This is a genomic window from Synechococcus sp. HK05, assembly GCF_019104765.1.
GTDB lineage: Bacteria > Cyanobacteriota > Cyanobacteriia > PCC-6307 > Cyanobiaceae > Vulcanococcus.
In genome coordinates, this window is the sequence record NZ_JAHRXJ010000002.1 from 39,287 (window position 1) to 65,139 (window position 25,853).

Sequence of the window (25,853 nt, forward strand, 5' to 3'; positions counted from 1 at the left end):
TCCCGACTACCCAGCCTTTCACGCTCCATCGCATCACGCTTTGGAGTGGCGGCATCTGCTGAACGAGGTACGCCGTCGCATCGCGGGGGGGGGGGGGAGCCCGTGGCCATTCTGGAATTCGGGTGTGGTCGTTCAGGCTTTCCCACTTGGCTGCGCCAGCAACTCGGCTCCGATGCCACCTCTCTGGTGAACATCACCTGCCAGGACGTGACCGCCACCAATGAGGCCTATCTCCAGCAGGTGGCCGACCAGGTGCTGATCGCCCCTCTGGTAAGAGGCGTGCTGCATCCGGGCAGTTTCGATCTGATCTTCAGCACCCACTGCTTCGAGCATGTGGCACGGCCTGAAGCCTTGCTGCACACCTGCATCTCCTTGCTCAAGCCGGGCGGTGCCTTGCTGCTCTTCGCCCCCCGCTACGACCTGCCCTTCTACCTAAGCCCCTCGTGCGTCAATCTCCCGCCCGTTTCGCGGCTTCTCCTGGGCCTCCGGTTGCTGCTCATCCGCTGGTTCACCAGGCTGCGTCGCAAACCCGCTTTCGTGATCGACACCGCACCTGCCTGCCTGGATCGCCCCTTCGTTCGTGATGCCGATGCCATTCACTGGGTTTCGGCGCATGACGTGCAGTTGTTCGCCCATCGCCACAACCTCAGCTTTTCCCTCCTGGATGTGAGCCATCACGCCGCTCCACCGAGCAAGCAGTGGTTTATTGATCAGTTCGGCAAGTTGTCTGTTTGTTTGTGGAAACCCTTGCAGCCACACTGACGCTCGATCCCATGTTTAACCAGATCCGAAAACGGTTTCATCCCCTTTGGCGCCTCAGACAATGGGCCTGGTATCGGAAAGTTCAGGATTTGGTTGACCCTGATGTAGCGATCAGGATGAATGGCTTTAAGGTCTATCTGAAATTGTTGCGAGACCTAAGCCTCATCCTTCCCCATCAAGGCAAGGAAAGGGCAACCCAACAAGCCTTCTCCTCGTGCTTAGGGTGGGGGGGCTGTGTTGATGTGTTCATCGATGTGGGGGCCAATATCGGTTCCTATTCCTGGTTGGCAAAGGAGCATCGCGTGAATGATATTTTCATGTTTGAACCGGATCCCGCCAATTGCCGTCTGTTGATGCGCACACTGCGTGCCAACCGCCTCGAACACGTATTCCTGGTGCCCTTTGCTGCCTCTACATCGGCTGGCGTTGCCACTTTCTATCCCGATCTGGCCAGCGGCGCCACTGGCAGCCTTGAAAATCATCGCCTGAATGCGCACTCGCTCCATGCCGCCTACGGCATGGGTGAATCGATTGCTGTGCCTACCCTGCCTTTGGATCTCTTCGCCGATTTCTGCTATGGCAAGCGTGTGCTGATCAAGATTGATGTGGTAGGCGCCGAGGCCTCTGTGCTGGCCGGCGCCATGGATCTGATCCGCCAAACGCTACCGGTGATCATCGTGGAGTGTTTCGAGCCCTCCAAGCTCGAGGTGATGCGGACTCTGGGATATGACATCCAATCTCTTGAAGAGAATGGCAATTACCTGCTCATGCCTCCAAGCTATATGCCAGCAAGTTGAATAGTGCTATCATGCTTGATCTCACCATCGCCATCCCCGCGCGCAACGAAGAGCGTAACCTGGCCGTCTGTCTGCAGGCCGTTGGCTCTGATTTCTCTCAGCGCGTGGTGGTGATTGATTCGGTCAGCACCGATGGAACTGCTGAGGTAGCCTGTCGCCATGACGCCGAGGTGATTGAGTTCCGCTGGGACGGCCACTTCCCAAAGAAACGCAACTGGTTCCTTCGCAATCACACCCCCAGTACGGAGTGGGTGTTGTTTCTCGATGCCGATGAGATTCTCACCCCGGCGGCGAAGCGGGAGATTGCCGCCACCCTGCCGGGCAGCAGCTACCAGGGCTTTCTGCTCAGCTACACCAACTACTTCCTCGGTCGCCGCCTGCGCGGTGGCTATCCCCTGCGCAAGCTCGCCCTCTTCCGCGTGGGCGAGGTAGAATACGAGTGCATCGAAGAGGATCACTGGTCGCAGTGCGACATGGAGGTGCACGAATACCCGCTCGTGAGCGGTTCGGTGGGTCTGATCCGCTCCCGCATCGACCACCGCGACCTGCGCGGCATCGACTCCTACATGCGCAAGCACAACGAGTACGCCGCATGGGAAGCCCAGCGCCTGTTCGGCCATCGTCACCAGCCCCACGCAAGCGCCAGCTGGAAACCCCACCAGCGCCTCAAGTACCGGCTAATCACCTCCCCCTGGGGCGGCCTGGCCTTCTTTCTCGGCAGTTTCTTCCTGATGGGCGGCTGGCGTGACGGCGGCACCGGCTTCGCCTTCTGCTTGCTCAAGGCTGGCTACTTCACCCAGATCGCCTGCCGCCTGCGCGAGCTGGAGCAGCAGCAAGCCCTCACTACTGCTCGCTGATCGCCCCCCGCATTCCAAGAAGACAATCCAGATGCCTGGTGATCTCCCTGTCTGGCCTGGTCTGCCTGCTTCTCATGGGCGAGTTGTTCGCAAGGCACCGATTTGGCCTCGGCACACCACCGCTTTATGTAGCTGATCCATTCACAGAATATCGCCTCAAACCAAATCAGAGTCTTCGCCGCTTTGGCAATCGCATCATGGTCAATGGCCAGTCAATGCGTTCAACGAACCTATCGCCTCAACTGCCCTTGGGTGGGCGCCGCGTGCTCGTGTTTGGTGACAGCGTGGTGTGGGGTGGTTCAGTCCTGGATCAAGGGTTGATAGCCACCGATCTACTCCATCGCCCCGGTATTCGTGAGGTTGGGAATGTGGCAGCCCCCAGCTGGGGGCCGGGTAACTGGCTCGGTTGGTCTCAGCATTTTGGCTTCCTCGATGCCAATACGGTGGTGCTGGTGATCAGCTCCCACGACGCTGCGGATAATCCTAGTTCTGAATCCTTCCGTGGAGATCGGAACCATCCTCTGCACCCGCCTCCATCGGCATTGTGGGAAGGATTTAGCCGGTATTTTCTGCCAAGACTGCAAGTCTGGTTGCCCTCGCCGCCACCGGCTGATTCGCGTTCACCCGTAGCTTCGCCTACCAGTTCAGACGATCCACGGGTTCAACGCGGCCTCGCGGATCTACGTGCCCTGATCCAGAGCGCTCGCGCCAGTGGTGCCCGTGTGGTGGCCGTGCAATTCGCGGATCGCGAAGAAGCCGCCACCGGCACGCTCCAGCCCGGCAACCGCTGGATCGCTGAGCTGCTGCAATCGGAAGCTGTTCCCGCCGTCCAGGCCGGCCCCATCTTTCGCCGTTGCGGGCCGATCAGCACCCTCTACACAGACGGTATCCATCCTTACACCGCAGCCGGTCAGGCCTGCCTGGCCCAGGCGATCGAGCAGGCGTTGGCGCTCAGGCCGGTGGCAGGGTTCTGAGCGGTCAGTACTTAATTCAGAACAGTCTCAGCAGGCATTAGCTTTCGGCTCCAGCAGCAATGGGGTGTGTGGTTCATCGTTGCCTCGATGGCGCTTGTGGTTGCAGACGCTCAACTGGCGACATGATCCCGCCGTCGAGAGGCAGATCAACGCCTCGAGGCTTCGCAGGAAGCATCCAATCCATCAGCTCGTCTGAATCGACCTGCTCGTAATACCTTAGTGCGCAAAAACGCGTTGATTGCCCGCCCGATCTCTTGGATCCTTGACGCCGAGAGGGATCAGGAGTGGCTTTGCTGATCGCGAGTTGGTGGGGGTGTTTCTGTTCCTATGAAAATTCTGCTCTACGGCCTCAATTACGCGCCTGAACCCGTTGGTATCGGCAAATATAGCGGTGAACTTTGCCCCTGGCTGGCGGCTCGTGGCCATCAGCTGCGGGTGATCACGGCGCCGCCCTACTTCCCCGGCTGGCGGGTATCAGCCCCCCATCGCAACGGCTACACCCTCAAGCAGCGCGAAGGCGTGCGTGTGCGACGTTGTCCCCTTTGGGTGCCGCGCCGGCCCAGTGGCCTCACCCGCCTGCTGCATCTCGCCAGCTTCGCGCTCTCCAGTCTTGGGCCGCTCCTCGCTCAGTGCGCCTGGCGCCCCGATGTGGTGATCACCGTGGCGCCAGCCTTTTTCTGTGCGCCCGGTGCACTGCTGCTCGGGCACCTTTGCGGGCGCCGCACCATCACCTGGCTGCATATCCAGGATTTTGAACTCGATGCCGCTTTCGAGCTTGGCCTGCTCAAGGGTCGGCTCTTGCGCTCGCTGGCTGAAGCCTGGGAACGCCGCACCTTGCGCGGCTTTGAGCGCGTGAGCAGTATCAGCGCCGCCATGGTGCAGCGGCTTGAGGCCAAGGGCGTCGACCCTGCTCTCAGCCTGCTCTTTCCGAACTGGGTGGATCTGGAGGTGATCCAGCCTCAGCTGGGCACAGCCCGCTTCGAAAACACATACCGGCGTGAGCTCGGGATCGGGCCGGATCAGCTGGTGCTGATGTATTCAGGCTCGATGAACAAAAAGCAGGGCCTCGATCTGCTCGTGGAGGTGATTCACCAGCTCGCGGATCTGCCCCAGCTGGTGTGGCTGCTGGCCGGAGAAGGCCCCACCAAAGCTGAGCTTGTGGCAGCCACCCAGGGCCTACCCCAGGTGCGCCATCTCCCCCTCCAACCGATCGAACGCCTCAATGATTGGCTGAATGCCGCCGATCTTCACCTTCTTCCCCAGAAGGCAGAAGCTGCCGATCTGGTGCTTCCCTCCAAGCTGCTCGGCATCCTCGCTAGTGGCCGGCCTGTGGTGGCCAGTTCCCCTCCGGGATCGGAACTTGCAGCGCTAGCCGACCAGGCCGGAGCCTGTGTGCCTCCCGGTGATGCCAGCGCTTTTGCAGCAGCACTGCGGGACCTGATCGCTTCGCCCCAGCGCCGCGCCGATGCGGGCCGTCTTGCACGCCTGCTGGTGGAAAAGAACTTCGGCAAGGATGCCGTTCTCGGTCGCTTTGAGCAGCAGCTCACGGCTCTGGTTGGCCAAGCAGATAGGCGCGCAGGTGGCCGGTGATCGGGCGTTCCAGCGCTTCAGCTCGCCTCAGCCATAGGCAGCGCAGGATTTCCAGCCCATCCACCTGCAGTGTTGGCCGTTCTGCCAGCTCCACAGAAAAGATTGTCACCGTGTTCACCCCGCGGGCGGAGCGTTCTGTGAACGCCCAGGGCTCACCCAGCTGCCTTTCCTCCACCTGCAAACCCAGCTCTTCTGCGAGTTCACGCTGTGCGGCCCTCCGTGCCGTTTCGCCCCTGCTGATCCAGCCACCAGGTAACGACAGCTCGCGCCGGTAACTGGCCACCACCAACAGCAGCTGCTCTTGATGCCACATCGCCACCAGTGCGCCGTGGGTGCGTGGCTTCGCGATCAGGCGATAGGTCTCATAGAGCCAAGCCGCCAGCCGGTAGAGCCGCAACCGCAGGATCCAGCGCTTCATGTGGAGACCGGATTCACCAAGGCCACACCTGTCGGCAGGACATGGCGATCCTTGCGCGTTGCAACCTGCATGCCGTACTTCACGGCCGTACTCCCAAGCATCAGATCGGCGCCGGGGCGGCCGAGTTCGGCAGAGAGTTGCCCCCAGTGCCGCGCAATCGTGGTGTTGATTGGCAGGATGCGATCCGCATACAGCCGCAGCAGTTCATCGGGTCCTTGCTCGAGCCGCTGTGCAAAAGCCGGATTACGGCGACGCTTGACGCGACTCCCACGTTCGCTTTCCTTCACGCTGATCACACTCAGGTTCAGTGTTTTGCGTGTTGTTCTAACCAAACCACAACCACTGGATCGCGTTGCCCTTTGCGCAGCTTGTAAGCCCGTGCTTCCAATTCAGGGGTTTCAAAGGATGCATCGTCATGAGGGATAGCCAAAAGCAGCTCCGTGCGGCTCGGCTGATGCAGCGTTTCCAGTTGCTTCAGGCGTTCGTCATCGCTTGCAGCCTCCACCGCACTGCAGCGCTGCTTGGCGGCTTGCAAGGTCCAGATTTCTCTCATCCAGGCTTGCTCCTGTCTCGATGACCTGGCTGATTCGATTGTTCTGCCTGCTGCCCCGCCTGTGACGATGCCCCTGGCGATCGCCTGGAGCTATTGCCCGCCAGATCCGCTGCTCTGGCTGGAGCTGCGAGAGCCGTTGTTGCAGCTGCTCTATCAACCCTGGCTGGTGCTGCCTTTGCTGGGAGGGCTCAGCTGGTGTTTGAGCGGGCCGCTGCCCACCCAGGCGCGCATCGCCGCTGTGGTGGCGCTGATGGTTTTGGCCGCGTTGCTTTACAGCCCGATGGGCACCGCTTGGCTGAGTGCTTGGCTCGATCGGCAGTTGCCGCCCTTCTCCGATCCGGCGCCGCGGGATTCCGTGCCCGCCGTGGTGGTGTTGGTGGGCCGCGGGCCTCAGGTGGCGGCAGCCACCACCGCCGTCGCCGCTTCCATCGCATCGCAGGGTTCTGTTGCAGCGGTGTATGTGAGCGGCGATGCCATCAGCACCGCTCAAGCCCTGGAGCGCCAGGGGGTCCCAGCCCAGCAGATCAGCGGTGACTCCTGCGCCCGCACCACCTGGGAGAACGCCACCCGCACCGCGGCTTGGTTGCACCGCCACCATCCCCGTTCTCCGGTGCTGTTGCTCACCGATCCATGGCAGCTGCCGCGTGCCACCGCGGCCTTCCGCCGCCAGGGCTTGCACGTGCAGCCGTTAGCGGTTGAGCCCTCCCTCAGCCCAGGCCAGCGCAACCGCCTCGCCCTGCGTGAAACCGCAGGAACCCTGTTGTACGCCTTGCAGCGTCGCCTGTAGGCGCTGCGTCGTCTCATTCCACCCAGCCGCCGCCGCTGCGCTCGCCATCGCGTGAGTGCAACGGCGGTTTTGTTGTGATGCCCCATCCACACACCCCCGGCCGGCGCCGCTGGGGCGGTTGGTTGCGCCTCTATGGCAACGACCTCAACCGCCTGCAGCGCTTCGTCGACCCCCTCTACGTCACCTTGCTGTTCGATGGCCTGGTGCTCAGCCAGGTGCGCGCACTGCCGCTCGCGCAGGCGCTGTTGATCCTGGCGATCGTGGCGGTGCTACCGGCGCTGATCCTGCCCCAGGGGAAGCTGTATCAGAGCTACCGGCAGCAATCGCTGTTCACCCTGACGCGGCGGCTCAGCGTCAGCTGGCTGTTGCTTCTTGCGGTGTTGCTGGCTCTGGCGTTTGCCACCAAGCTCTCCGCTCAATTTTCACGGATTGCGGTGGTGAGCTGGGCCCTGCTCGGCTGGGCGGGCCTGTTCACGCTGCATGTGGGCGGCCGCAAGCTGCTGCGTTGGTGGCGCATCCGCGGTGGCAACAGCCGTGCCCTGCTCTATTGGGGCACGCCCGATGCTGCTGTGGCCTTCCATGAGCGATTGCGCAAAGCGCCCTATTTGGGCCTGAAGCTGGCGGCCTGGTTCAGCCCATTGCCACCCAACGGCCGCACACTGCCAGCGCAGATGCCCCCCTGGGGCGGCAGCTTGCCCCATCTACGCCGTTGGCTTGAACACCACAGCGTTGATCAAATCGTGTTCAGCCACGTGAGCACCGATCAGCTGTCCATGCAGGATCTCCTCCGCTTTCTTGGCGATACCTGCATTCCGGTCACCTACGCGCCGGCCTGGGTGATGCCGGGCATGCGGTTTGAAGTGGAACAAGTAGCCGATCAACCCTGCATTGATCTCTGGCGCCCTAACCAGTCGGCATTGGACGCGGTGCTCAAGCGCCTGTTTGATCTGGCTGTCGCTGGTTTCGCGCTCACGCTGCTCACTCCTGTGCTGGTCGGATTGGCCCTTGCGATCCGCCTCACCAGCCCCGGCCCAGTGTTGTTCAAACAAGATCGCTACGGCCTTGATGGTCGCCGCTTCTCCATTTACAAGTTCCGCAGCATGCGCGTGGTGGAGGCCGGTGATCAACAGGGCCTACGCCAGGCCACCCGCAACGACCCACGCATTACGCCGCTCGGTGCGGTGATGCGCCGCTGGAGCCTCGATGAATTGCCTCAGTTGCTCAACGTGCTCAAAGGCGACATGAGCATCGTGGGCCCGCGCCCCCATGCCGTGGATCACAACGAGCAATACCGCCAGCTCATCCCCGGCTACATGCAGCGCCACCTGGCGAAACCGGGCATGACCGGCCTGGCCCAGATCCGCGGCTTCCGCGGCGAAACCGCCACCCTCGAAGCCATGGCCAACCGCATCGCTGCCGACCTCGAATACCAGCGCGACTGGAGCCTCACCACTGACCTCAAGATCCTGATCAAAACCGTGCTGCACCTGAGGTCGGTGAATGCGTATTGAGGAGCGAAATACCAGCTCGCCGCTCGGAATCGAATACGGCGATGCAACCCTGGAATAACCCCCAAGCTGTGCGGCCTAAGACTTCCAAGCTTGATCAAATAGCCAATGTTGGTGTGGGCAACGTGCTTCGTCGGTGTGCGACTGCCCTGCACCTCGCTCCATTGCTCTTGGCGCTAGTCCCTGTCCCCGGGCAGGCCTTGCAATGGCGCATCACAGAGACAAAGGAGCCTGCTCCGGCTCCCGGCGGCCTGGGTCGTTCCGCTGCTCCAGCTGGGCTGCCCTGGCGGGTTGTACCCAAAGCGTCCAGCTCTAAAGACCTCGCGCAGCCTCGAGGCGTTGATGACGCTGCGCTGGCGACCGCGAGTGGCCTCAACTGGCGCACCCTCAATGAGCAACAGCTTCAGCAGGAGCTGCGGGAGCGCGAGCAACAGCAGCTCGAGCTCGCGGCTCAGCAACGCAACCCCCAGCGGATCATCAAGCCCAGCGGGCCTACATATGCCAACTTCCGCGCTCTTTGGCGCGATGGTGATTGGTTGCCGCAGATCTCCAGTCTTGTACCTGTGGGCTTTGGCCCCAAAGGTGTGATGCTAAGCCTCTATGGCCGTGCCCTCGACTGCCAGACTGGCAAAGGCGAATGCCCTGGTTTCACCACCTACTCGGCGTGGCAAAGCTCGATTCAAACCTTGGGTAGCGGCCAGCTGCAACAAGTGATTGGTTTCGGCGATCCGATCAAAGCCTTTTCTGTTGTACTCAACAACAGCTCTGAAAACTTGGTCGGTGCGGTTAGGTCTGGTCGGTTAGAGACTTCTAGTGTGTTCACCGGTAATCAGACTGGAGTGCATCTGGCGAAGGCCTTTGGCCCCGATACATCGATCCGTACAGGCATCGATAACCTGATTCGTTGGGATAGCAACAGCGCGTTTTATGATCCTCTGAGCTTTTATGCCGTCGCTACCCAGCGCATCCGTATCAACGATGAGCGCTCGCCCTGGTTCTCCAGTCTCTACCTAACGGCAGGGATCGGCAATGGTGACTACCGCCCGATTGAGCAGATCGTGCAGGCTCAAACAGCAGCACTGCGCTCCGCCGGATGCGCCACCTATGGCTTCACGCCGAAAAAGCCCTGCAGTCAAGACGCCTTCAACCGTGCCATTCAATCCGGAAGCAACTACGGCACGATCAATCCGATCGGATCCCTCGGTCTTGAGGTGTACAAAGGTGTGAATTTGATCACGGAGTGGACAGGCCGAAATCTGAATCTCGGCATGAGCTGGCGGCCCGTGCCCCAATGGGGTTTTGTGATCACACCCATGGTTCAGAGCCTCGTGCAGAACTGTGAATATGCCGGTTGCAAAGTGCCAATGCCAGGTGCAGAGGGACGCTTTGCACTGCCTTCGTCTGTGCTCACACAGCGCGCCAGGCTCAGTGTTCAAGCCTCGGTTGAAGTGAAGTTTTGAAGCCCAGGATTGGCTTGGTCAGCTTCGCGTGGACAGCTGATCACCCTGGCGGCCTACGCAGCCATGTGGTGGATCTGGCCCATGCTCTGCGCGATCATGGCTACGCGGTGTTTGTGCACTGCGTAAACACCGACCCTCAGGCACCGCCATTTGAAACGCGGAGCTGGATTGAGGACGGCATTCACGTGCAGGAGCTGAATCACGCCTACCAGGATCTCAAGGCTCTTGCGGGGTTTCAATGCGTTGATCAGGCCGAGGTGATCCTGCGTGAGTGGGTGCGCTATTACCAGCTCCAGCTCGTGGATGTACACCACACCCTCTATGTGGGTGTTCGTGCCTTGCCGGCCCTATCGGCGCAGGTTCCAGTTGTAGCTACCCTTCACGATTACTGGTTGCTCGATCCCCGAGGACAGCTCTTTGGTTTCGCCTCCCAACCCGGAGCCACTCTCACTGCTGAAGCTTGGGAAGCAGGTGTGCGGCAGACATGGCCGCATCTGTTTCGCCAAAGCCTTTCCCAGCTGCACTACTACAACCCAACGACACATCTAGACCGGGTTGATTCGCCACGTCTGATGCAGACATGGCAGAGCTATAGCCGCCGCTGCCTCTCGGCTTGTCGCCGTTTGGTCGCCCCCTCTGAAGCAGCCGCAGCCACATTTCTGAACTATGGATTCAGCCAGCCGATTCGTGTTATTGAAAACGGCATCGATCCCTCTGGGCTGCTCAATGGCCTGCTTGAAGAATCGGTTGATTCAATCCAAAATGGTCCGATTCGCATGGGGCTATTGGGCAATGTTGCGCCCTCAAAGGGGCAACTGGCATTTTGCGAAGCTCTGCTCAGTACTCCATGGCGAGCTGATGTGAAGCTGCATCTCTATGGTCAGATTCCTGATACATACCATGGTGATTCAAGTCCACAGCAGCGACTTAAAGGCTTGATGGTTCGCTATCCGGAGCTCATCCTCTGGCATGGCGCCTACCAGCGCGATCAGCTTAAAGCGATCTTCGCGGGTCTTGATCTTCTGGTCATGCCTTCTCTCTGGCCTGAGGTGTATGGCTTGATCGCTCGAGAAGCGCTCTGTTACGGGTTGCCGTTGATTGTCTCCAACGCCGGTGCTTTGGCTGAGCTAGATGGCCGGAGCCATGTGTTCCTCCTCGATGCGGCAGATCCCGCCGGCTGGAGCGAGGCCCTCAACGCTGCCTTCGAACGAGGGCCTCTCTTGCGCTGGGTGTACGAGCGCCGGCGACGGATCCTTCCACCAGACAGCACAGTGCGCACGTCAGCGGAGTGCGCTGTTGAGGTTGCCGAGCTCTATCAAGAGGTGCTTGCCACTGCAGATGAAGCCGCCGCTCTGATTCCTGCCCACTCATTGCGCTGAGCGCCACTCCTTCGCCCGCCCATCCGCAGCGCTCGGATCGCTCGACTCGGGCCACCAGGGGCTGCAGGTTGTCAGCCGCTTGCCCCAGCGCGATTGCATCAATCGCAGCGCACTTTGTTCTGTTGGGCTGTTATGGCAAGGACGGCTTTGGCTTTCTTTGTGGATTAACACCGCATCCGGTGGAATCACATGCCGGTAGCCTGCCTGCCCGAGCCGCAGGCAGAAATCCACATCATTGAATTCAACCGGTAGCGCCGGATCAAACCCGCCGGCCTGTTCGTAGAGGCTGCGGCGCACCATCAGGCAAGCCCCGGTTACTGCGCCCCAATTGCTCAACAATTGGCTGCGCCCACGATGGACGGAATGCCTCAGCGGTAAACCGCGATAGGCGTGATCGGCGCCCCCGTGCATCCCCACCACGACACCGCCGTGTTGCAAGCCCCCATCGGGGTAGAGCAGGTTCGCTCCCACACAGCCGATGCTCTCCCGGCAGGCGTGGGAAGCCATCGCTTCTAGCCATCCCGCTTCGAGCGCCTCAACGTCGTTGTTAAGGAATAGCAAGAGCTCAGGCGCAGGTTGCGCTGCCCATGTGTGCTGCACCCCGAGGTGGTTCAGGCGGCTCCAGTTAAACGCTCGCGTGTCGCGCATCACGGCGAAGCGCCCTGCCAGTTGTTCGTTCCACTGCTTCAGAAGCGCGGCGAGCTCTGGCTCCGTGGATCCGTTGTCAATCACCACAATCTCCCAACTCACGGCATCACCGCTGAGGGTGGTCTTCAAGCTTTGGAGGCAAGCTGCCAGCAGCTTCGCTTGGTTGCGCGTGGGGATCACGATGCGGCAGCGCAGTGGGTTTGGGATAGGCCACTGCAAGTGCATCGCCCCTATCACTTGATTGGAGCGAGATACCTTGACATCCCCCTCACCCATCCGGCGCAGGTGTGCCTGCAAGGCCTTCACCTGCTCTGTGGGCACGCCTGAGGCACCATCCAGCCGATGCACCAGCACCCGGGGCACACCCGCTGCGCGCGGCCGTTGCTCTAAGGCCCGCCAGATCCACTGCTGTTGCTCGCCAAGATCCAGCGGTGGCAGTGCCAATTGGTGCAACCGAAGCCAGCTGACTCTCCAGGCTGAGAACGATTCCAACCAGGGCATCGCCCAGTAGCTCTCCCAGCACCACCCCGGCTTGAACCAGGGATCGGCCCGCTCGCCATCCACCAGTCGATCTTCATCGCAATAGATCAGGTCGGGTTGGCTGTCTGCCGGGCACTGCTTCAACCACTGCTCGATCGCCTGAAGGCCACCGGCTCGCAGTTGCGCTGCCTTGTGCATCAGCACGATCCAGCCCTGTTGCGGCAGCGCAGGCATCGGCTCCAGCCACCACTGATGCACCAGTCGCTGGCTGCTCAATGGCAACCGCGGCTCTAATTCTGCGCACCACAACCTATAGCTGCTCGCTGAGCCCCCCTGTTCCAGCGTCTCTCCACCCAGCAGCCGCTTGAGCTGTAGCTCAGCGGCATGGTCTGCAATCCAGTGCTCTTCAGGAAGGGCCGCACTGGCGCGCCGGAAGCAAGCCCAGGCCTCGGTCTCGCGCTTGCGCTCAAGCAACAGCTCCGCCAGGGCGAACCAATTCCAACCCAGCTGTGGATCGAGCTGACAACTCAGGGCCTGATGCCATTCCGCGCGGTCCAATTGGCCGCAGGCTGCTCTGTGCTTGCCCAGGAGGTGATGGGCACTGGCATGGTCGGGTTTGAGCGCACAAACTTCCTCAAGCAGAGGCGCTGCTTCAGTCCACTGCCCGCATTGCACAAGTGCATCAGCCGTCCGGTAAAGCTGCACCCATGACGCACTGGACACACAGTTTGTGCATTTTGATCATTCAACAAACACTCCAATCCGTTTGGCTCTATCAATGCATGAACTGAATACAGTTATGCATGCATTGAATGGGTGGTCTCAAGTTCTTGCCTGAGTAGTTCTCGATAAAGCAAAGCTGCGTCGCGGTGCTCTCCCAGTTCATCCAGCAGTTCGGCAAGAGGTGGTAACACCATCCGACGTTGTTCGGCGTTCGCTCCCTCCGCCAGGGTGCTGAGCAGCTGTTTCGCTTGGCGCAGGTGTTGATCAGCGATTAACTGCTTAGCCTGCTCGATCCAGGTTGCCAAGTTCACGCTCGCTGGCTCATCACGTAGCCACTGCGCCAGTGCTTCGTTAGCGGCTTCGACGTTTCCGTCTGCCAGCTGCGCCAGGATCCAGTTGTTGCGAAAGCTGCTCAAAATACCCAGCTCGCGCAGCACCGCCTCTTGTGCCGCGAGCGGCTCCAGCAGGGCCAGACACATCTGGTGGCGGCCGCTGGCGAGATGGGCTGAGGCTGCATTGAGCCGGTGCTGCACGCTGTGCGGATTCAGCTCCAGGGCTTGCTCGAAGTGCTCGAGGGCGATCTCGATCTTTCCTTGTAGGAGCGCCGCCTTGGCCTGCGCAGCGAGGAGAGCATCGTTCGGTTGTGCCCAGCGCTCGCTCAACTCCGCCAGGGCTGCTTCCGCTTCTGCACTGGTGTGGGGCTGAAGCTGTCCAATGATGGCGGCCAACTGGCGGTTGAGCTCCATTCTCGCCGCATCCTCCTCAGTTTGCTCCGGCTCCATCAGTGCATCGCTCAGCGGTCCGTCGCGCACAACCGTCTGCGAGATAACTGTGCTCTGACGTTCGGCCTGAACAACAGCCGCTGGCTGGATCCCGGTCTCGGCCCCCATCAGCAAACTAATCACCTGGCGGTAGAACGGAACCGCCATCTCCATCGCGCCGCGTTGATTCAGATCTTCCGCCATCTGCAGATAACGGTGGATCAGGCTATGGCGTGATTCAGTGTGGGAGCTGAGTGGAGCATCTGGCGCCGCAATTGGGGCTGATGCAACAGGCGCTGCCTGAACAGGAGCTTTGCCCGCTTTGCTGCGCTGTTTGGCTTGGCGTTTGCCCACCGTTTTTCTCACCGTCAATCCGACCATTGTTACCTGAATCGTTTGATCTTGCGGTGGTTCTTCCCTATCGCAACGCGCACCGCTGGTTAGCGGAGACACTGCTCGCCTTGGTCAGCGCTGCTCAAAACCTTCGCTGGCAACTCATCGCGGTTGATGATGGATCTACCGATTCAGGTGGGCACCTGCTTCGCCGCCTCACTGCTCAATGGCCTGCGCAGCAATGCATCCTGCTCAGAACTCCTGGCATCGGTGTGGCAGCGGCGCGGAACATCGCATTCCGTACCACCCAAGCACCGATCATTGCCCTGCTCGATGCCGACGATGTGGCTCTTCCCCGCCGTTTGCAGGCACCCCTGCAGCGGTTGCGTGCCGAGCCTCATCTCAGCCACGTGCATGGAGGCTGGCTTCGGGTGAGCCCCAGTGGCCAAACCCTGAGCACCGTTGAACCCTGGCGCGATGGAGCGGGTTTTGATCTCCGCTCAGCCCTCACCCACAAAGCCGTGCTGCCAAGCGCTTGGACCCTTCGCCGTGACGCCTTTCTTGCTGTGGGCGGCTTCGATGAGAGCCTCTCCCACGCTGAGGATGTGGATCTCCTGTTGCGTCTAGCGGCTGCAGGCCACCGCGGCAGTTGGCTGAATGAACCCTTGGTGCGCTATCGCGTGCATCCCGCCGCCGCTAGCGCCCACACCAGCGCGGTGATTGATGGTCTGGCGTCTGTGGTGGAGCGTCACTTGATTGATCAGCCCCAACCCTGGGCTGACGAGATCTTTTACGGCACCCTCACCTGGGGTGCCTGGCGAGCTTGGTGCAGTGGAGATCAGAGCCTGGCTTTGCAAACCCTGAAGCGCGCTCGCCTCAGATGCCCCTTACCCCTGGTACGCCGGCCCGTGCATTTCCTCGAACACATCAGCCGCAGTTGCCGGCGTGATGGCATCGGCTTTGATCACGCCAGGTTTTGTGCCAGTCCCTTCTGGCACCAGGCCAGAGATCTGTTGTTGCAACCGCTTTGAGCACGGCAGCTTCAGAGGCTTGGCATCTGCTTGACCGTGGGCTGCCTCGACAGGCATTAAGCCGGTGGCGTGAAGAGTTGCTGAACTGCCAGCGATGCGCCGCCTGCATCGAGGCAGCGCATCAGGCCCTAGCGCAAGACCCCCTTGCTGAGCAGCGCCGCCTTGTGTTGCGTCTGCTCGCGCAGCTGCAGGCGGGGCACCCCGGCGAGGATGACGTCAACCTATTGGGCCAGGTGTTGCGCGGTTGGGCTGCGCTCTGCCTCGATCACGCCCCAGGACGGTCGCTGCAGCTCCTCGAGCGGGCCTGGGCTTGTGGTTCGGATCCACTCCTGAATCAGCAGTTGGCCGACCTCTATGCGCGCCAAGGCGTTGCAGCCGGTGCCCATGCACTAGCGGTGCCAAACCCTCGTCAGCCTCCCTGGCCGAAGCGCCACTGCGCTGGTTTGCATTGCCAGCGCTGTTCCGCAGCATTAACGACGAATCCGCTACCGGATGAGCCTGATCTGCAGGTTCATTGTCTCGAAAACGGTCGTATCTGGATTGAACGCCATGCGCAGCTGGGCCAGACCCACGGCGTGGCAGTTGCCCAGGCCGATGGTCGACTGATTCCTTCTCTGGTACGGCGCTACCCGTGGCATTGGCCCGATTGCCTTGTTGTCGAGCAGCATCAGCTGCATGTTTTGGCCTTGATGGCTCATCCCCATCACCGGCCCGCTGCAGCCCTTCAACTCAAGGAGCCGGTGTTGGCGGTGGCAGACCTCTCCGCCGAGCTGTACTACCACGCACAGCTGGAGCTGATGCCGCGGCTAGGCCGCGCCTGGCAGCAGTTGAGTGCTCACTATCCAGGGTTGCGGCTCTGGCATAACGGCGGTTCAGCGCCTTGGATCAGCGAGGCCCTCAGCCACTTGGGCATCCCCGCCGAGCGACTGTTGTGTGCCCACCGCCATCCCCATTTGCAGGCAAGCCTGCTTCTGGTCCCTAGCTATAGCTCCTCGTTTGGCCGCCCGGGTGTGTGCAGCCTTCGCTGGCTGCGTGGGTTCTGGGGCGCCATTACCGAGCGGCTTCCGAAGCCTGACACCAGTGGCTTGGGGGTGTTTCTTTCGCGATCACCGGCGCAGCGCCGCCCCTTGTTGCAACATCAGCGCTGGTTGCTCGCCACACGCAAGCTCGGCTTGTACCAGCCCAGCCTCGGCTGCAGCGTGGCTCAGCAGCTCCGTGCCCTTCAGCGCACCGAGCGAGTGGTGATGGCACATGGCGGTGCGATGGCCAACTTGTTGCTGATGCGGCCGAAGTCAGAGGTGATCGAGCTGATGAATCCCGGCTATCAACCGCCCTACAGCACCAGCCTGCTCGTCAGCGCCAACCAACGTCATCGCCGCTGCTTGGGTGCTGTAACCCCGCAAATCCTTCAGGACCTGCTCTACGCCGGTCCCCTGGAGTGGCCGCTTGATCTGGAACCATCGGCCTTGACAGGCCTGTGAATGCTCGAAAGCTAAAGGCTCCCACGTCAGAGATAGGCGAGTACACATGGCGTGCCCTGTGCTGGACATGCCCACCAACCACTTGGCTTTAGATCTCAATGGTTGAGCTATTGCAGATGAACCTGCTTGATACTCGGAATGCAAATACAGGTATGCATGCTACGAATAAGGGGTAGGCGATTTCTCCCTTTCTCTAGACTGGATGCACTCAAAAGATAGCAATGTCTTTTTCGCCACCTGATTTTGTTGACACAACTGTTCGTGAGATCACGGTTGATGATTCCGTGCCTCAACCTTCTGCAGGTACGACCGTAGTCTTCACGGGTGTCTCCTCCCAAGGCAGTACAGTTGCTATTACTGATCCTAATACGGCCGCGAACCCTGTTAAGGTTCTTTTAGACCCACAATTTGTCGAAGAGGTTGAAAATCTTTTTATTGCGATCGCAACTGCCAATGTTAATCTTGCCTTCGAGGCGACCGAAGCTTCTAGGCAATTGGCTACGACGGGTGTTCAGATACGAGTCGGTGTTGATGAACAAGGTAATTTTCTTCAGATTGGTGGCTTGGTGATTCGTGGTAAATCTGCGAATGGCTTATCAATTTCTCTCGAAGGTGGCCTGGCAACGGAGGCTGTTCCACCCGAGAGCCTACCGCCCGTCCTGTCGCGCATCTTTGCTGCAGGTCTGTCTGCTGTAAGTCTGATGTCGAACGCGCTCGCGTCGGCAGCGCTTCAGGTCGATGTGCCGGTTCTTAATACTTTGACGGAATTGTCGCGTGGCGATGATTACCTGCTCGGCACTGAGTTCAACGATGGAGTTATTCTCTCTAAGGGCAAGGACGTTATCATCGGGGGTGGCGGGGATGATGTTTTCATTGCAGACTCGGTTCTATCGAAAGCCAAAACCAAGTTAACAATGGATGGCTCCGGTGGCAATGCTGGTGCTGACGGAAGCGATGATCTGGTGGTTTCAAAGCGTGCGATAAGGCGTTCAAAGCGTCGTGCCAAGATTATAATTGATGACTTCGACTCGGCTCGTGACGATATCATTCTGGAGACCAGTCCACGGCGGGTTACCGGTATTGGTACTGATGAGTTGACGATCACAACCAAGAAAGGTGGTGTGATTGAAATTATCTCTGGAGGAACTCCCTTTAATCCAGGTGGCATTGAGTTTGTCTGAAGTGGATGAGGGCTTGATGCGGTTTTGATCAGCCTGCGCGTCTGGGGGCATCACTGTGCCTCATTTGGTTTGGCAGGTGGGGCAGCGGCTACGGTTCGGCTCCTTCGAGAAATCGGCTGCAGCGTTACCTGTCACGACTTGCCCTTGGCGACCCATCCAGCGGTTCAGCCGGCGCTGTGTAGCCAATCCGAAACGCTGCCCGTTCAAGTTGATCTGGTTCACACCAATCCCAATCTGTTGCGTGCGGACCCAGGTTTGCTGTGCTCCGCAGATCTTACGGCTCCACTCCGTATCGGTTATTGGGCTTGGGAGCTTGAATCTTTTCCTGAAGGCTGGGAATCGTTCTTTGCCTCCTACGATGAAATCTGGTGTCCGAGTCCCTTCACGGCACAAGCGTTGGTGCAGCGCAGTCCAATCCCTGTGATCAGCGTCCCCCATTATCCCGATTGGTCGCGTCTGCACGTGTTGCAAGAACGTCGTCGCGCTCGTGTTCCCCGTGCCAGCAAAACGTTTAGGTTCCTTTGCTTGTTTGATTTCTGGAGCACAACCGAGCGTAAGAATCCAGATGGTGTGATTGATGCCTTCTGGAAGGCATTCCCGCCGGGCTCATCCAACCCTGTTCCTGTAGAGCTTTGGATCAAAACTAGTAGTGCAGAGCAGTTCCCTGGGGCCTGTCATCGCTTAATGGCCAAGACGGCAAACGATCCAAGAATCCATTGGCAACATCAGTTGCTTGGCTCAGATGAATTGGATGAGCTCTTGCTCAGTGCTGATGTCCTGGTGAGTTTGCATCGCAGTGAAGGCTTCGGGCTGGTGTTGGCAGATGCGATGGCCATTGGTCTGCCGGTGATTGCCACGGCATACTCCGGCAATCTTGAGTTCATGCCCCAAGGGAGCGCTGCGCTGATTCCATGGAGATTGATCCCGATTGATCACACCTCTGGTGATTACCGTCGAGGTTGGCTGTGGGCAGATCCGGATCTCAACGCGGCGGCAACCTGGATGCGTGATCTCGCGACTGATCACCAGGTTGGCGCCAGCCTTGCTGTGCGTGGGGCTGCTGCTGTGCGTGAACGTTTAAGTTTCACGCGACTTGCGCCGATTATGCGTCAACGCTTAGGCACTCTTTTGCTCAAACCGACGCGCCGCGAGCTCCTGCACTCGGCTTCTCCTGCTGTTCAATCACTGAATTGACTGTCAAGTACGGACAATCCCTTCAAGCGACTACCGACCGCGTCCATCCAAAGTTCGTGGTTGTCACCTCTCTGGTCTTCCGGTTCAGTTCGCTTCCTTGCCTTCGATCGATTCGAGTATATCACTGAAATCCGTTCAAGACTTTTAAGATCTAGGGACCAAGCGTGAGCTTCGAAGAGCCTGCGGAGTACAGCACTATTGGCTAAATCACGTTCCTGCAGCCATCGTGCAATCTCCAGGCCGGGTACGGATATGGCAGCACTGGTAATACCTTGGATGTGCTGATCGCTGAAGGGTTTATTCCAATGGTTCAGTTCATGAATCGCCTCATTCGGTTCAAGAGTGAAGAGTACTTCTAGCAGGTTGCCGGTTGTAAGAGGGCTGGTTGATCCATCCGTGATGGCACGCCGGTAATGCTTGGCGGCATCCCTGAGCTGATGAAGCCCCCGTTTTGCATCAGCATATTTGTGATGGATCCAGAATGTTCGCTTAGGGCTCTCTAAAACAGGCTGCAAGACCGCTAAGCACTGTTCGTAGGCGCCTTGCATCAGAAGGGCATAGCTCAATGCATCGGCAATGGCTTGATCTGATGCACCGAGCTGATGTCTTAGCCATAGTAGCCGCCCTTCTGCGGCCTCCCATTGCTTCAGCTCCAGCTGCTTCAGGCACCACTTGTAGTGATCGTTGAGTTGCATCGGTATGCCTTCTTGAGTTTTGTGTGTCTTATTGCGTCACTCGCCATTATGCCCTGTATCCCTGCTCTTCTCAGGAACTCCAAGTATTTGTTCTTTGCTCCAATCTTTTCCATTGCGTTTTAAGCCAAAGCCCACCTCCTTTCGATTCCTGCACGGGTTGCCTGGCCTTCGTGCCTCTTGCATTGAATGAGTTTCCGTTCACCCATGACCGCACTCGTTCCCGTGATCCTCTGCGGCGGTACCGGCACCCGGCTCTGGCCCCTCTCGCGGGCGACCTACCCCAAGCAGTACTGGGCCCTGGCCGGAAGCGGGGAAGAAACCCTGTTGCAGCAAACCCACCAGCGCCTGGAGGGCATCGCCAGCCTCCAGCCACCGCTGCTGATCTGCAACGAAGACCACCGCTTCATCGTGGCGGAGCAAATGCGCCAGATCGGCGTGGAGCCGGGGGCGATCCTGCTGGAGCCCATGGGCCGCAACACCGCACCAGCGGTGGCCGTTGCAGCGCTGCAAGCCACCGCCCATGGCGACGACCCGCTGCTGCTGGTGCTCGCCGCCGACCACGTGATCCAGAACGCCTCTGGTTTCCGCACCGCCGTGACAACCGGCATGGCTGCCGCTGAAGCCGGCCAGCTGGTGACCTTCGGCATCGTGCCCACCGCAGCGGAAACGGGATACGGCTACATCGAGGCCGCTGAACCGCTGGGAGGCGCCACAGCACCGGTACCGATCGCTCGCTTTGTGGAGAAGCCCGATCGAGCCACCGCGGAACAGTTTCTGGCCAGCGGCCGCTTCACCTGGAACAGCGGCATGTTCCTGTTCAAGGCCAGCGCGATCCTGGCGGAGCTGGAACGGCTGGCGCCGGATGTGGTGAGCGCCTGCCGCGCCGCCCTGGAGCACGACAGTGAAGACCTCGATTTCCTGCGGCTGGAGAGGGAAGCGTTCGCCGCCTGCCCGAATGTGGCCATCGATGTTGCCGTGATGGAGCGCACCGACCGCGGCGCCGTGCTGCCGCTTAATGCCGGCTGGAGCGATGTGGGCAGCTGGAGTGCCCTCTGGGAAACAGCCGAGCAAGACAACGACGGCAATGTGCTGCGCGGCCGCGTGATCAGCGAGGGCAGCAGCAACTGCTATCTCCGGAGCGAGCACCGCCTGGTGGTGGGCCTGGGGGTGGACAACCTTGTGGTGGTGGAAACCGACGACGTGGTGCTGGTGGCCGACAAAGGCCGCGCCCAGGATGTGAAAACGATCGTGGGGCTACTGGAACGGGAAGGCGCCCGCGAGAGCAAGGCCCACCGCCGCATCTACCGCCCTTGGGGCAGCTACGACGGCATCACCGAAGGCGAGCGCTGGCAGGTGAAGAAGATCGTGGTGAACCCCGGCGCCAGCCTCTCGCTGCAGATGCACCACCACCGCGCCGAACACTGGATCGTGGTGAGCGGAACAGCGCTGGTTGAAAAAGATGGCGTGGAAGAACTGATCGGCGAAAACCAGAGCACCTACATCCCCCTGGGCTGCAAGCACCGCCTCTCCAACCCCGGCAAGATCCCTGTGGAACTGATCGAGGTGCAGAGCGGGCCCTACCTCGGTGAAGACGACATCGTGCGCTTCGAGGACCGCTACGGAAGAACTGATTTAAAGCGATGATTGTTGCTTTGACTTATTGGGTTTCATGGGCGGTGTCCGCTACTGAACGCTGAACGGTGAGGCTGGTTTGCGAATTATTCAAACTAGTTGCTTGTGGTGTGATTAATCACAAGACTTGCTCGTAGCCATTGGAATGTGTTGCTGACACCCCCCTTTTCATTGCTCCAGCGCCGGGCTGTGCGGCGCACGGCGGTTGTGGATGTCTGATTCGGCAGGGCCGCGATCTAGGACATGGTTCTGACGGTGATGTGCCTTGCATTCGCAACCAGACGAGTTTCCACAGCGACAGCCGCGCAACCCTCTGCGGTGGCTTGGTTGTAGGTCCTGATCAGGTGCAGGCCCTGGGCAGACTCCTCCTTGCTCTCGCCGTTTGAGGGCTGCCGGATGTACCGCTCATTTCCCTGAATTCGGTCATGGCCGGTTCTCCGATCGCACTTTGTGCAAGCTAAGTGGCAAAGGGGGGGCAGATGCAGATAACGATGCATGCCAGGCCAATCGGTTGTGATTTTCGACCTCAACTGCAGGCAGACCTTCCGGGAACTGGATGCCACATCTCCGGATGACTGAGAGCAGTGCGACGATTTTTGGGCTACAGATCTCGGGCGTTACAGACCACAGTGTCGAGTCTGTTGTCGCCCCGGGTGCCAGGGTGACATCCACGGATTTTCAGTCGCTGTTCTCTTGTGCCTGAACGTCACGGCTGTTCATCTGGTGGTTCCTCATCGATATGCCGTGGATCTCCTCAAACAACCTCCTGTCTGCCTGTGTACCGATCAGCCCACATCGATCAAGGTGATATCGCAAGGCAGGGCAGGGATCATGCCGAATCATTTCAAAGAGCCTTTGCATGCGGTAATTCTTGATGACCCGTAATGGCGAGCATCCCCATTGGCTATGGCATACGTTCTGCACGCTTCTGATGCTCATCGAGATTGCTAGAGCAAGATCGGATATCCTTATCCTGTCGCGGTAATGCTTTGCGAGATAACTCTCTATGAATGAAGCCGCATCCTGGTATTGACTTGTGGTGGGTAATCGCTTCTCTTGAGACAAGGCTCCTCGAGCACGTGTAGACACGGTATCCCTGGCCCGCTCAAGCTTTGTTGTGTGGCTCAGCCCAGCAAGCGGAGGGGGCATAAGAATTGCCATCCGCGCTAAAATCACGCCAACCGATGGTTGTAATAAGATGAGAGAGGTCTATGCAGGATCTGCATAAATGCGCTTTCCTCTATTCTGAGTATGGCTATTTGTGGTCAAAGTGGAGTGTGAGTCACCGAGAGGTCTGGTTGCGGCAATCCCTCACGGGCTTCTTGATCCCCGTCTTGATCATGGCGACTTCGAGCTTGCTTCAACAGCTGCTGAGCTTGGCCCCGGCCACCAATGTCTCGCTACCGGCGCGGCCTTGTTCGAGTTGGGGTCGATGACGCACCTTCGCTCCTGATCGCCCGCAGTCGGATTGTGCCGCTTGCGACCCGCCTCCCATCACCGTTGCATGACCAGCCCAGGATGTACTGAAGAGAGACGAAGTCATCACCACCGTGAACGGGAGTCGGCCACTGCGGTATGGCAAAGGGGCCTCCGCCGCGAGGTAACTAGGCGCGGGAGGGCTTCAGGCGTAGAGCGGATCTGTTTGATCTCCCAGTTCATCACCAGGTTTATTGTTTGTGCGGCTCTAGCTGAGACCGTGACTCTATACAGGTGTTCTTTTTCAAGATTATGGCTGTCGTGATCCAGAGCCGCGCGAGGGATGAGCTTGTCTGGCGCGATGAAATGTGGAAGCGGAATCACCTCGCCGCCTATCTGACAGCCCGAGCTAAAGCCCGTCTAACAGGCCGCGTCTACCGACTGCTGGATCACGACGGCGTTGTCATCGAGGAGTTTCGTGAGGTAGGCCAATGAAATTGAAAACCATGACGATCAGCCGAGGGCTATCCGAAGCAGCCGGGCCAGGAATCGTGGGCCCTCAGGCCAGCACCGTGTTCAGGAGTGCCTGGATCGATTCTGAATCAGGCTGAGGTTCAATACGATCCAGCGCATCCATACTCACCGGTGAGGCGCTGGCTCACTCCTCTTCGTCAGCCCCGCCAGAGGGGATCAGCTTGATCTGCTTGCGGCCGAGCTTGATCTCGAACTCATCACCCGGCTTGAGATCGAGCATGGCGGTGTAGGCCTTGCCGATCAACAGATTGCCGTTGCCCTGCACGGTGGCGGTGTAGCTGAGCTTGCGGCCACCTTTGCCCCGGCCCACGCCATCGCTACCGAGGCTGAGACCCTTGGCCTCGAGTAGGGCTTCATAGAAGGCGGTGAAGTTCAGGCGCTCGCCGCCATCCTTCTTGGTGCTCACATAGCCGCAGCTGCGCACCAGATCGGATTTGGAGACATCGCCCAGCTCCTTGACTTTGGCAAGCAGATCAGAACCGGTGAGCATGGGTGGGGATAAAACTTGCTGAGAGATTAACGCCCAGAAGGCTGAGAGGCGAACTTGGATTGCCGATTCCAGCCATCAAAAAAGGAGGCCTCCTCAGACCTCCTTCTGCGTGCAGGTGTCATCCTCTGCATTGACGCGGTTCTAACGCCTTTGGCGATCACCCGCCAGCTCAGATCTCCTGGAGCAAGCGCTCGAGCCGCACCAGCTGATAGCGATTGGCTTCTGAGGGAACAGCGCTGTACATCGCCCAGCACTGGCGCAACTGGGCCTCCAGCCCCTGGCGCACATGGTGGTGGCTGTGGAGCGAGATGGTGGCGGTGGTTGGGGTGAAGGTCATGATGAAGGCCCGGGCAACTGTTTAAAAGGTTCCCCACCCTGTCCCCGCAGGCCCATGCGGCGATCAATTCGCCGGGCTGAGTTCAATCCACCAGCCGCTACCCGGGCCCTCCACTTGCCATCGCCGGCCCCAGTTGCGCTCGGAATAACGCAAGGCTTGGCCACTGCCGATAGCCGTGTTCACGTAGCCACCGTTCACCAGATCAGCTTCGCCAATGGGGTCGTGCATCAGCAGCTGGCGGGTTGCTGGATCCCAGCCGATCACCAGGCTCCAGTGGCCGCCGCCTGTAGGTGACGAGGCTGGACCTTTGTGGAGCCAACCCACGGGGCAGGGGATTCCGAACTCCAGTTGATGGATCAGGTCATCGATGGCGCCATCGGTGCGGAAGCGGGCCTGAATACTGAGGCTCTGCAGCGCAGCTACTTGAGCATCGGCATTGGTGGTGTCGCCATAGCGCTGAACCAGCGCCAGGAATTGATCATCCAGCTGACCGGAACCGTTGAGGCAGCCTGGCCTGAGGAAGGATGCCGCCATCGCGCAGGTGGAGGCAAAACACATCCGGCTGCCCTGGCCGGTGACGCTGTCGCTCTGGCTCAGGTAGGGAACGGGGAGCTGGATCAGACCGTCATGGGCGGTTTCCGTGCCTTCCGCTCCCTTACTGCTCTGGGGCGCGGGTGACCTGCGGAACGTCTCTGCGAAGGCACCCAGCTGCTCAGACGTAAGGCCGCGCTGGAGCAGTTGCCAGGCTTCCAGCTGGTGGGGCAGGCCTTGGTGATGACGCACGGCGTCGAGCAGTTGTATGGGCGTGGTGGATTGCTCCCGCTGCGTTGTCTCAGGTTCACCAGACGGAGACGACGTACTACCGCTTTCAGCGTGAGCCACCTCCGCAGCCCTGCGGCGCTTGAGTCCTTCCACCGGGCCATTCGGTCCCTTGCACCAACGGGGCAACTCCTGGGCGATCACCACCGCTGGTGCCTCTCCGGCCAATAGCCGCTTGCGCAGGGTGGAGCGCTCCAACGCCCCCGCCCCCACGTTGAAACAGAAGCTGATCAGGGCATCGCGCTGGCGAGGCAGCAGCGCCACACCAGGTAGGAGCCGCTCCACGACGCTGGCGGCATGGACCACATCCTTTTGCAGCCAGAGGTCGGCCTGTTGCTGCGTAATCGTCAGGCCAGGAACAACATCGGGCCTGGTGTGCCCGTATCCAATGGTCCAGGGAGCACCGCCGCTGGCGGGATCGGGATAGGCGCTCAGGTGGCAGCCCTCCCAGGTTTTGAGCAGGGTCCAGCCCTCGGGGGTGAGTGGCATCCATAGGAAGCGAAGAACACCTGAGGGTTCCGGCGTCCCAAATAATCCGCGGCTTGGAGCCCGCCAGACTCGATAGGGTGAAAGCACCGGCAAGGGTTGGATGTCGTACCGCATACGCCTGCTCGAGACCGACGAGGGTTGGTCGGTGAGCTGCCTGGATCTACCGGGGTGTCACTCCCAGGGTGAGTCGCGCGATGAGGCGCTGCACAACATCCGTGAGGCCATCCAGCTCTGGCTGGAGGTAGAAGCAGAGGAAGCTGGCGTGAAAACAGTGGAAACCTTGGAGTTGGCGGTCTGATGCCGCGGCTGCCCGGGGTCAGTCAAAAAGATGCGGTCAGGGTCTTCCAGAAACTCGGCTACCGCGTTGTGCGCGAGTCGGGTCACCTGATCATGAGCAACGGAGAACGCCGACTGGTCATCCCACGCCATGACCCGATCAACGCCATCACCATGGGCGCAATCGCACGCGATGCAGGTTTGACCCCTCAGCAATTCCCCGATCTGCTCTGAGCATCAACCCCGGA

26 protein-coding genes are annotated in these 25,853 nt (G+C 60.0%); 16 read left to right on the forward strand and 10 right to left on the reverse strand.

All coding sequences use genetic code 11. From position 1 onward, the window contains the following. Positions 1 to 102 precede the first annotated feature (102 nt). The 5 genes from KUL97_RS01370 (at position 103) to KUL97_RS01390 (ending at position 4,980) form a co-directional block, all read left to right on the forward strand. Positions 103 to 762, forward strand: coding sequence for a methyltransferase domain-containing protein (locus KUL97_RS01370; protein WP_217795071.1), 660 nt, complete (start codon positions 103 to 105; stop codon positions 760 to 762). Between the two features lie 11 nt (positions 763 to 773). Next, complete coding sequence (locus tag KUL97_RS01375; RefSeq protein ID WP_217795073.1) at positions 774 to 1,559, forward strand: FkbM family methyltransferase; 786 nt, start codon at positions 774 to 776, stop codon at positions 1,557 to 1,559. An 11-nt stretch (positions 1,560 to 1,570) separates the two neighbouring features. Beyond that, a complete protein-coding gene (locus KUL97_RS01380; RefSeq protein ID WP_217795075.1) occupies positions 1,571 to 2,416 on the forward strand; it encodes a glycosyltransferase family 2 protein in 846 nt (281 codons plus the stop codon). A gap of 725 nt (positions 2,417 to 3,141) precedes the next feature. Next, on the forward strand, positions 3,142 to 3,390 hold the full coding sequence (locus tag KUL97_RS01385; protein WP_217795077.1) for a hypothetical protein: 249 nt from the start codon (positions 3,142 to 3,144) through the stop codon (positions 3,388 to 3,390). A gap of 327 nt (positions 3,391 to 3,717) precedes the next feature. After that, on the forward strand, positions 3,718 to 4,980 hold the full coding sequence (locus tag KUL97_RS01390) for a WcaI family glycosyltransferase (protein ID WP_217795080.1): 1,263 nt from the start codon (positions 3,718 to 3,720) through the stop codon (positions 4,978 to 4,980). Here KUL97_RS01390 and KUL97_RS01395 read toward each other — a convergent pair. The 3 genes from KUL97_RS01395 to KUL97_RS13665 are packed head-to-tail and all read right to left on the reverse strand — an operon-like array spanning position 4,934 to position 5,951. Next, positions 4,934 to 5,398, reverse strand: a complete 465-nt coding sequence (locus tag KUL97_RS01395) for an NUDIX hydrolase (protein ID WP_217795082.1) — start codon at positions 5,396 to 5,398, stop codon at positions 4,934 to 4,936. The two genes, KUL97_RS01390 and KUL97_RS01395, sit on opposite strands and share 47 nt — an antisense overlap. Next, positions 5,395 to 5,694, reverse strand: coding sequence for a PIN domain-containing protein (locus KUL97_RS01400; RefSeq protein ID WP_368656054.1), 300 nt, complete (start codon positions 5,692 to 5,694; stop codon positions 5,395 to 5,397). The genes KUL97_RS01395 and KUL97_RS01400 overlap by 4 nt, the downstream gene beginning before the upstream one ends. Positions 5,695 to 5,702: 8 nt before the next feature. Next, positions 5,703 to 5,951: a hypothetical protein gene (locus KUL97_RS13665; protein ID WP_254896071.1), complete on the reverse strand. Its 249-nt coding sequence runs from the start codon at positions 5,949 to 5,951 to the stop codon at positions 5,703 to 5,705. A 67-nt stretch (positions 5,952 to 6,018) separates the two neighbouring features. Between KUL97_RS13665 and KUL97_RS01405 the strand changes: the two genes are divergently transcribed. From KUL97_RS01405 to KUL97_RS01420, 4 genes are all read left to right on the forward strand, one after another. Continuing rightward, positions 6,019 to 6,738 carry a YdcF family protein gene (locus KUL97_RS01405; protein ID WP_217795084.1) on the forward strand — a complete coding sequence of 240 codons (720 nt, stop codon included), beginning with the start codon at positions 6,019 to 6,021 and terminating at the stop codon, positions 6,736 to 6,738. Positions 6,739 to 6,815: 77 nt separating this feature from the next. After that, a complete protein-coding gene (locus KUL97_RS01410) occupies positions 6,816 to 8,249 on the forward strand; it encodes an undecaprenyl-phosphate glucose phosphotransferase (RefSeq protein ID WP_217795086.1) in 1,434 nt (477 codons plus the stop codon). A gap of 533 nt (positions 8,250 to 8,782) precedes the next feature. Next, positions 8,783 to 9,706: a hypothetical protein gene (locus KUL97_RS01415; RefSeq protein ID WP_217795088.1), complete on the forward strand. Its 924-nt coding sequence runs from the start codon at positions 8,783 to 8,785 to the stop codon at positions 9,704 to 9,706. Between the two features lie 14 nt (positions 9,707 to 9,720). After that, positions 9,721 to 11,085 (forward strand): glycosyltransferase, encoded by a 1,365-nt coding sequence (locus KUL97_RS01420; RefSeq protein ID WP_303246100.1) that lies wholly within the window; start codon positions 9,721 to 9,723, stop codon positions 11,083 to 11,085. Here KUL97_RS01420 and KUL97_RS01425 read toward each other — a convergent pair. Further along, entirely contained in the window at positions 11,074 to 12,771 is a 1,698-nt protein-coding gene (locus KUL97_RS01425) for a glycosyltransferase (protein ID WP_217795092.1), read from the reverse strand. The two genes, KUL97_RS01420 and KUL97_RS01425, sit on opposite strands and share 12 nt — an antisense overlap. Before the next feature lie 239 nt (positions 12,772 to 13,010). Beyond that, positions 13,011 to 13,901, reverse strand: a complete 891-nt coding sequence (locus KUL97_RS01430) for a hypothetical protein (protein ID WP_217795094.1) — start codon at positions 13,899 to 13,901, stop codon at positions 13,011 to 13,013. An 80-nt stretch (positions 13,902 to 13,981) separates the two neighbouring features. On the opposite strand from KUL97_RS01430, the gene KUL97_RS01435 reads away from it, so the two are divergent. Next, a complete protein-coding gene (locus tag KUL97_RS01435; protein WP_254896072.1) occupies positions 13,982 to 15,061 on the forward strand; it encodes a glycosyltransferase family A protein in 1,080 nt (359 codons plus the stop codon). Positions 15,062 to 15,546: 485 nt separating this feature from the next. Here the strand turns inward: KUL97_RS01435 and KUL97_RS01440 are convergent, their stop codons facing one another. Continuing rightward, on the reverse strand, positions 15,547 to 15,738 hold the full coding sequence (locus tag KUL97_RS01440; protein WP_217795098.1) for a hypothetical protein: 192 nt from the start codon (positions 15,736 to 15,738) through the stop codon (positions 15,547 to 15,549). 12 nt (positions 15,739 to 15,750) lie between these two features. Between KUL97_RS01440 and KUL97_RS01445 the strand changes: the two genes are divergently transcribed. From KUL97_RS01445 to KUL97_RS01455, 3 genes are all read left to right on the forward strand, one after another. Continuing rightward, complete coding sequence (locus KUL97_RS01445) at positions 15,751 to 16,542, forward strand: DUF563 domain-containing protein (RefSeq protein ID WP_217795100.1); 792 nt, start codon at positions 15,751 to 15,753, stop codon at positions 16,540 to 16,542. 221 nt (positions 16,543 to 16,763) lie between these two features. Further along, on the forward strand, positions 16,764 to 17,723 hold the full coding sequence (locus KUL97_RS01450) for a hypothetical protein (RefSeq protein WP_217795102.1): 960 nt from the start codon (positions 16,764 to 16,766) through the stop codon (positions 17,721 to 17,723). Positions 17,724 to 17,867: 144 nt separating this feature from the next. Beyond that, positions 17,868 to 18,917 (forward strand): glycosyltransferase family 4 protein, encoded by a 1,050-nt coding sequence (locus KUL97_RS01455; protein WP_254896073.1) that lies wholly within the window; start codon positions 17,868 to 17,870, stop codon positions 18,915 to 18,917. Here KUL97_RS01455 and KUL97_RS01460 read toward each other — a convergent pair. Next, positions 18,902 to 19,612 carry a hypothetical protein gene (locus tag KUL97_RS01460; protein ID WP_217795104.1) on the reverse strand — a complete coding sequence of 237 codons (711 nt, stop codon included), beginning with the start codon at positions 19,610 to 19,612 and terminating at the stop codon, positions 18,902 to 18,904. The genes KUL97_RS01455 and KUL97_RS01460 overlap by 16 nt on opposite strands. Before the next feature lie 204 nt (positions 19,613 to 19,816). Here KUL97_RS01460 and KUL97_RS01465 point away from each other — a divergent pair, with 204 nt between their 5' ends. Further along, positions 19,817 to 21,256, forward strand: a complete 1,440-nt coding sequence (locus KUL97_RS01465) for a mannose-1-phosphate guanylyltransferase/mannose-6-phosphate isomerase (RefSeq protein ID WP_217795106.1) — start codon at positions 19,817 to 19,819, stop codon at positions 21,254 to 21,256. Between the two features lie 2,062 nt (positions 21,257 to 23,318). Here the strand turns inward: KUL97_RS01465 and KUL97_RS01470 are convergent. From KUL97_RS01470 to KUL97_RS01480, 3 genes are all read right to left on the reverse strand, one after another. Further along, positions 23,319 to 23,684: an AbrB family transcriptional regulator gene (locus tag KUL97_RS01470; protein WP_217795108.1), complete on the reverse strand. Its 366-nt coding sequence runs from the start codon at positions 23,682 to 23,684 to the stop codon at positions 23,319 to 23,321. Between the two features lie 169 nt (positions 23,685 to 23,853). Continuing rightward, positions 23,854 to 24,021, reverse strand: coding sequence for a hypothetical protein (locus tag KUL97_RS01475; RefSeq protein WP_217795110.1), 168 nt, complete (start codon positions 24,019 to 24,021; stop codon positions 23,854 to 23,856). 63 nt (positions 24,022 to 24,084) lie between these two features. Continuing rightward, positions 24,085 to 25,329 (reverse strand): lysozyme, encoded by a 1,245-nt coding sequence (locus tag KUL97_RS01480; protein ID WP_217795112.1) that lies wholly within the window; start codon positions 25,327 to 25,329, stop codon positions 24,085 to 24,087. A 100-nt stretch (positions 25,330 to 25,429) separates the two neighbouring features. Here KUL97_RS01480 and KUL97_RS01485 point away from each other — a divergent pair, with 100 nt between their 5' ends. Both KUL97_RS01485 and KUL97_RS01490 read left to right on the forward strand, forming a co-directional pair. Continuing rightward, entirely contained in the window at positions 25,430 to 25,627 is a 198-nt protein-coding gene (locus KUL97_RS01485; RefSeq protein WP_217795114.1) for a type II toxin-antitoxin system HicB family antitoxin, read from the forward strand. After that, positions 25,627 to 25,839 (forward strand): type II toxin-antitoxin system HicA family toxin, encoded by a 213-nt coding sequence (locus tag KUL97_RS01490; protein WP_217795116.1) that lies wholly within the window; start codon positions 25,627 to 25,629, stop codon positions 25,837 to 25,839. The genes KUL97_RS01485 and KUL97_RS01490 overlap by 1 nt, the downstream gene beginning before the upstream one ends. Positions 25,840 to 25,853: the final 14 nt, after the last annotated feature.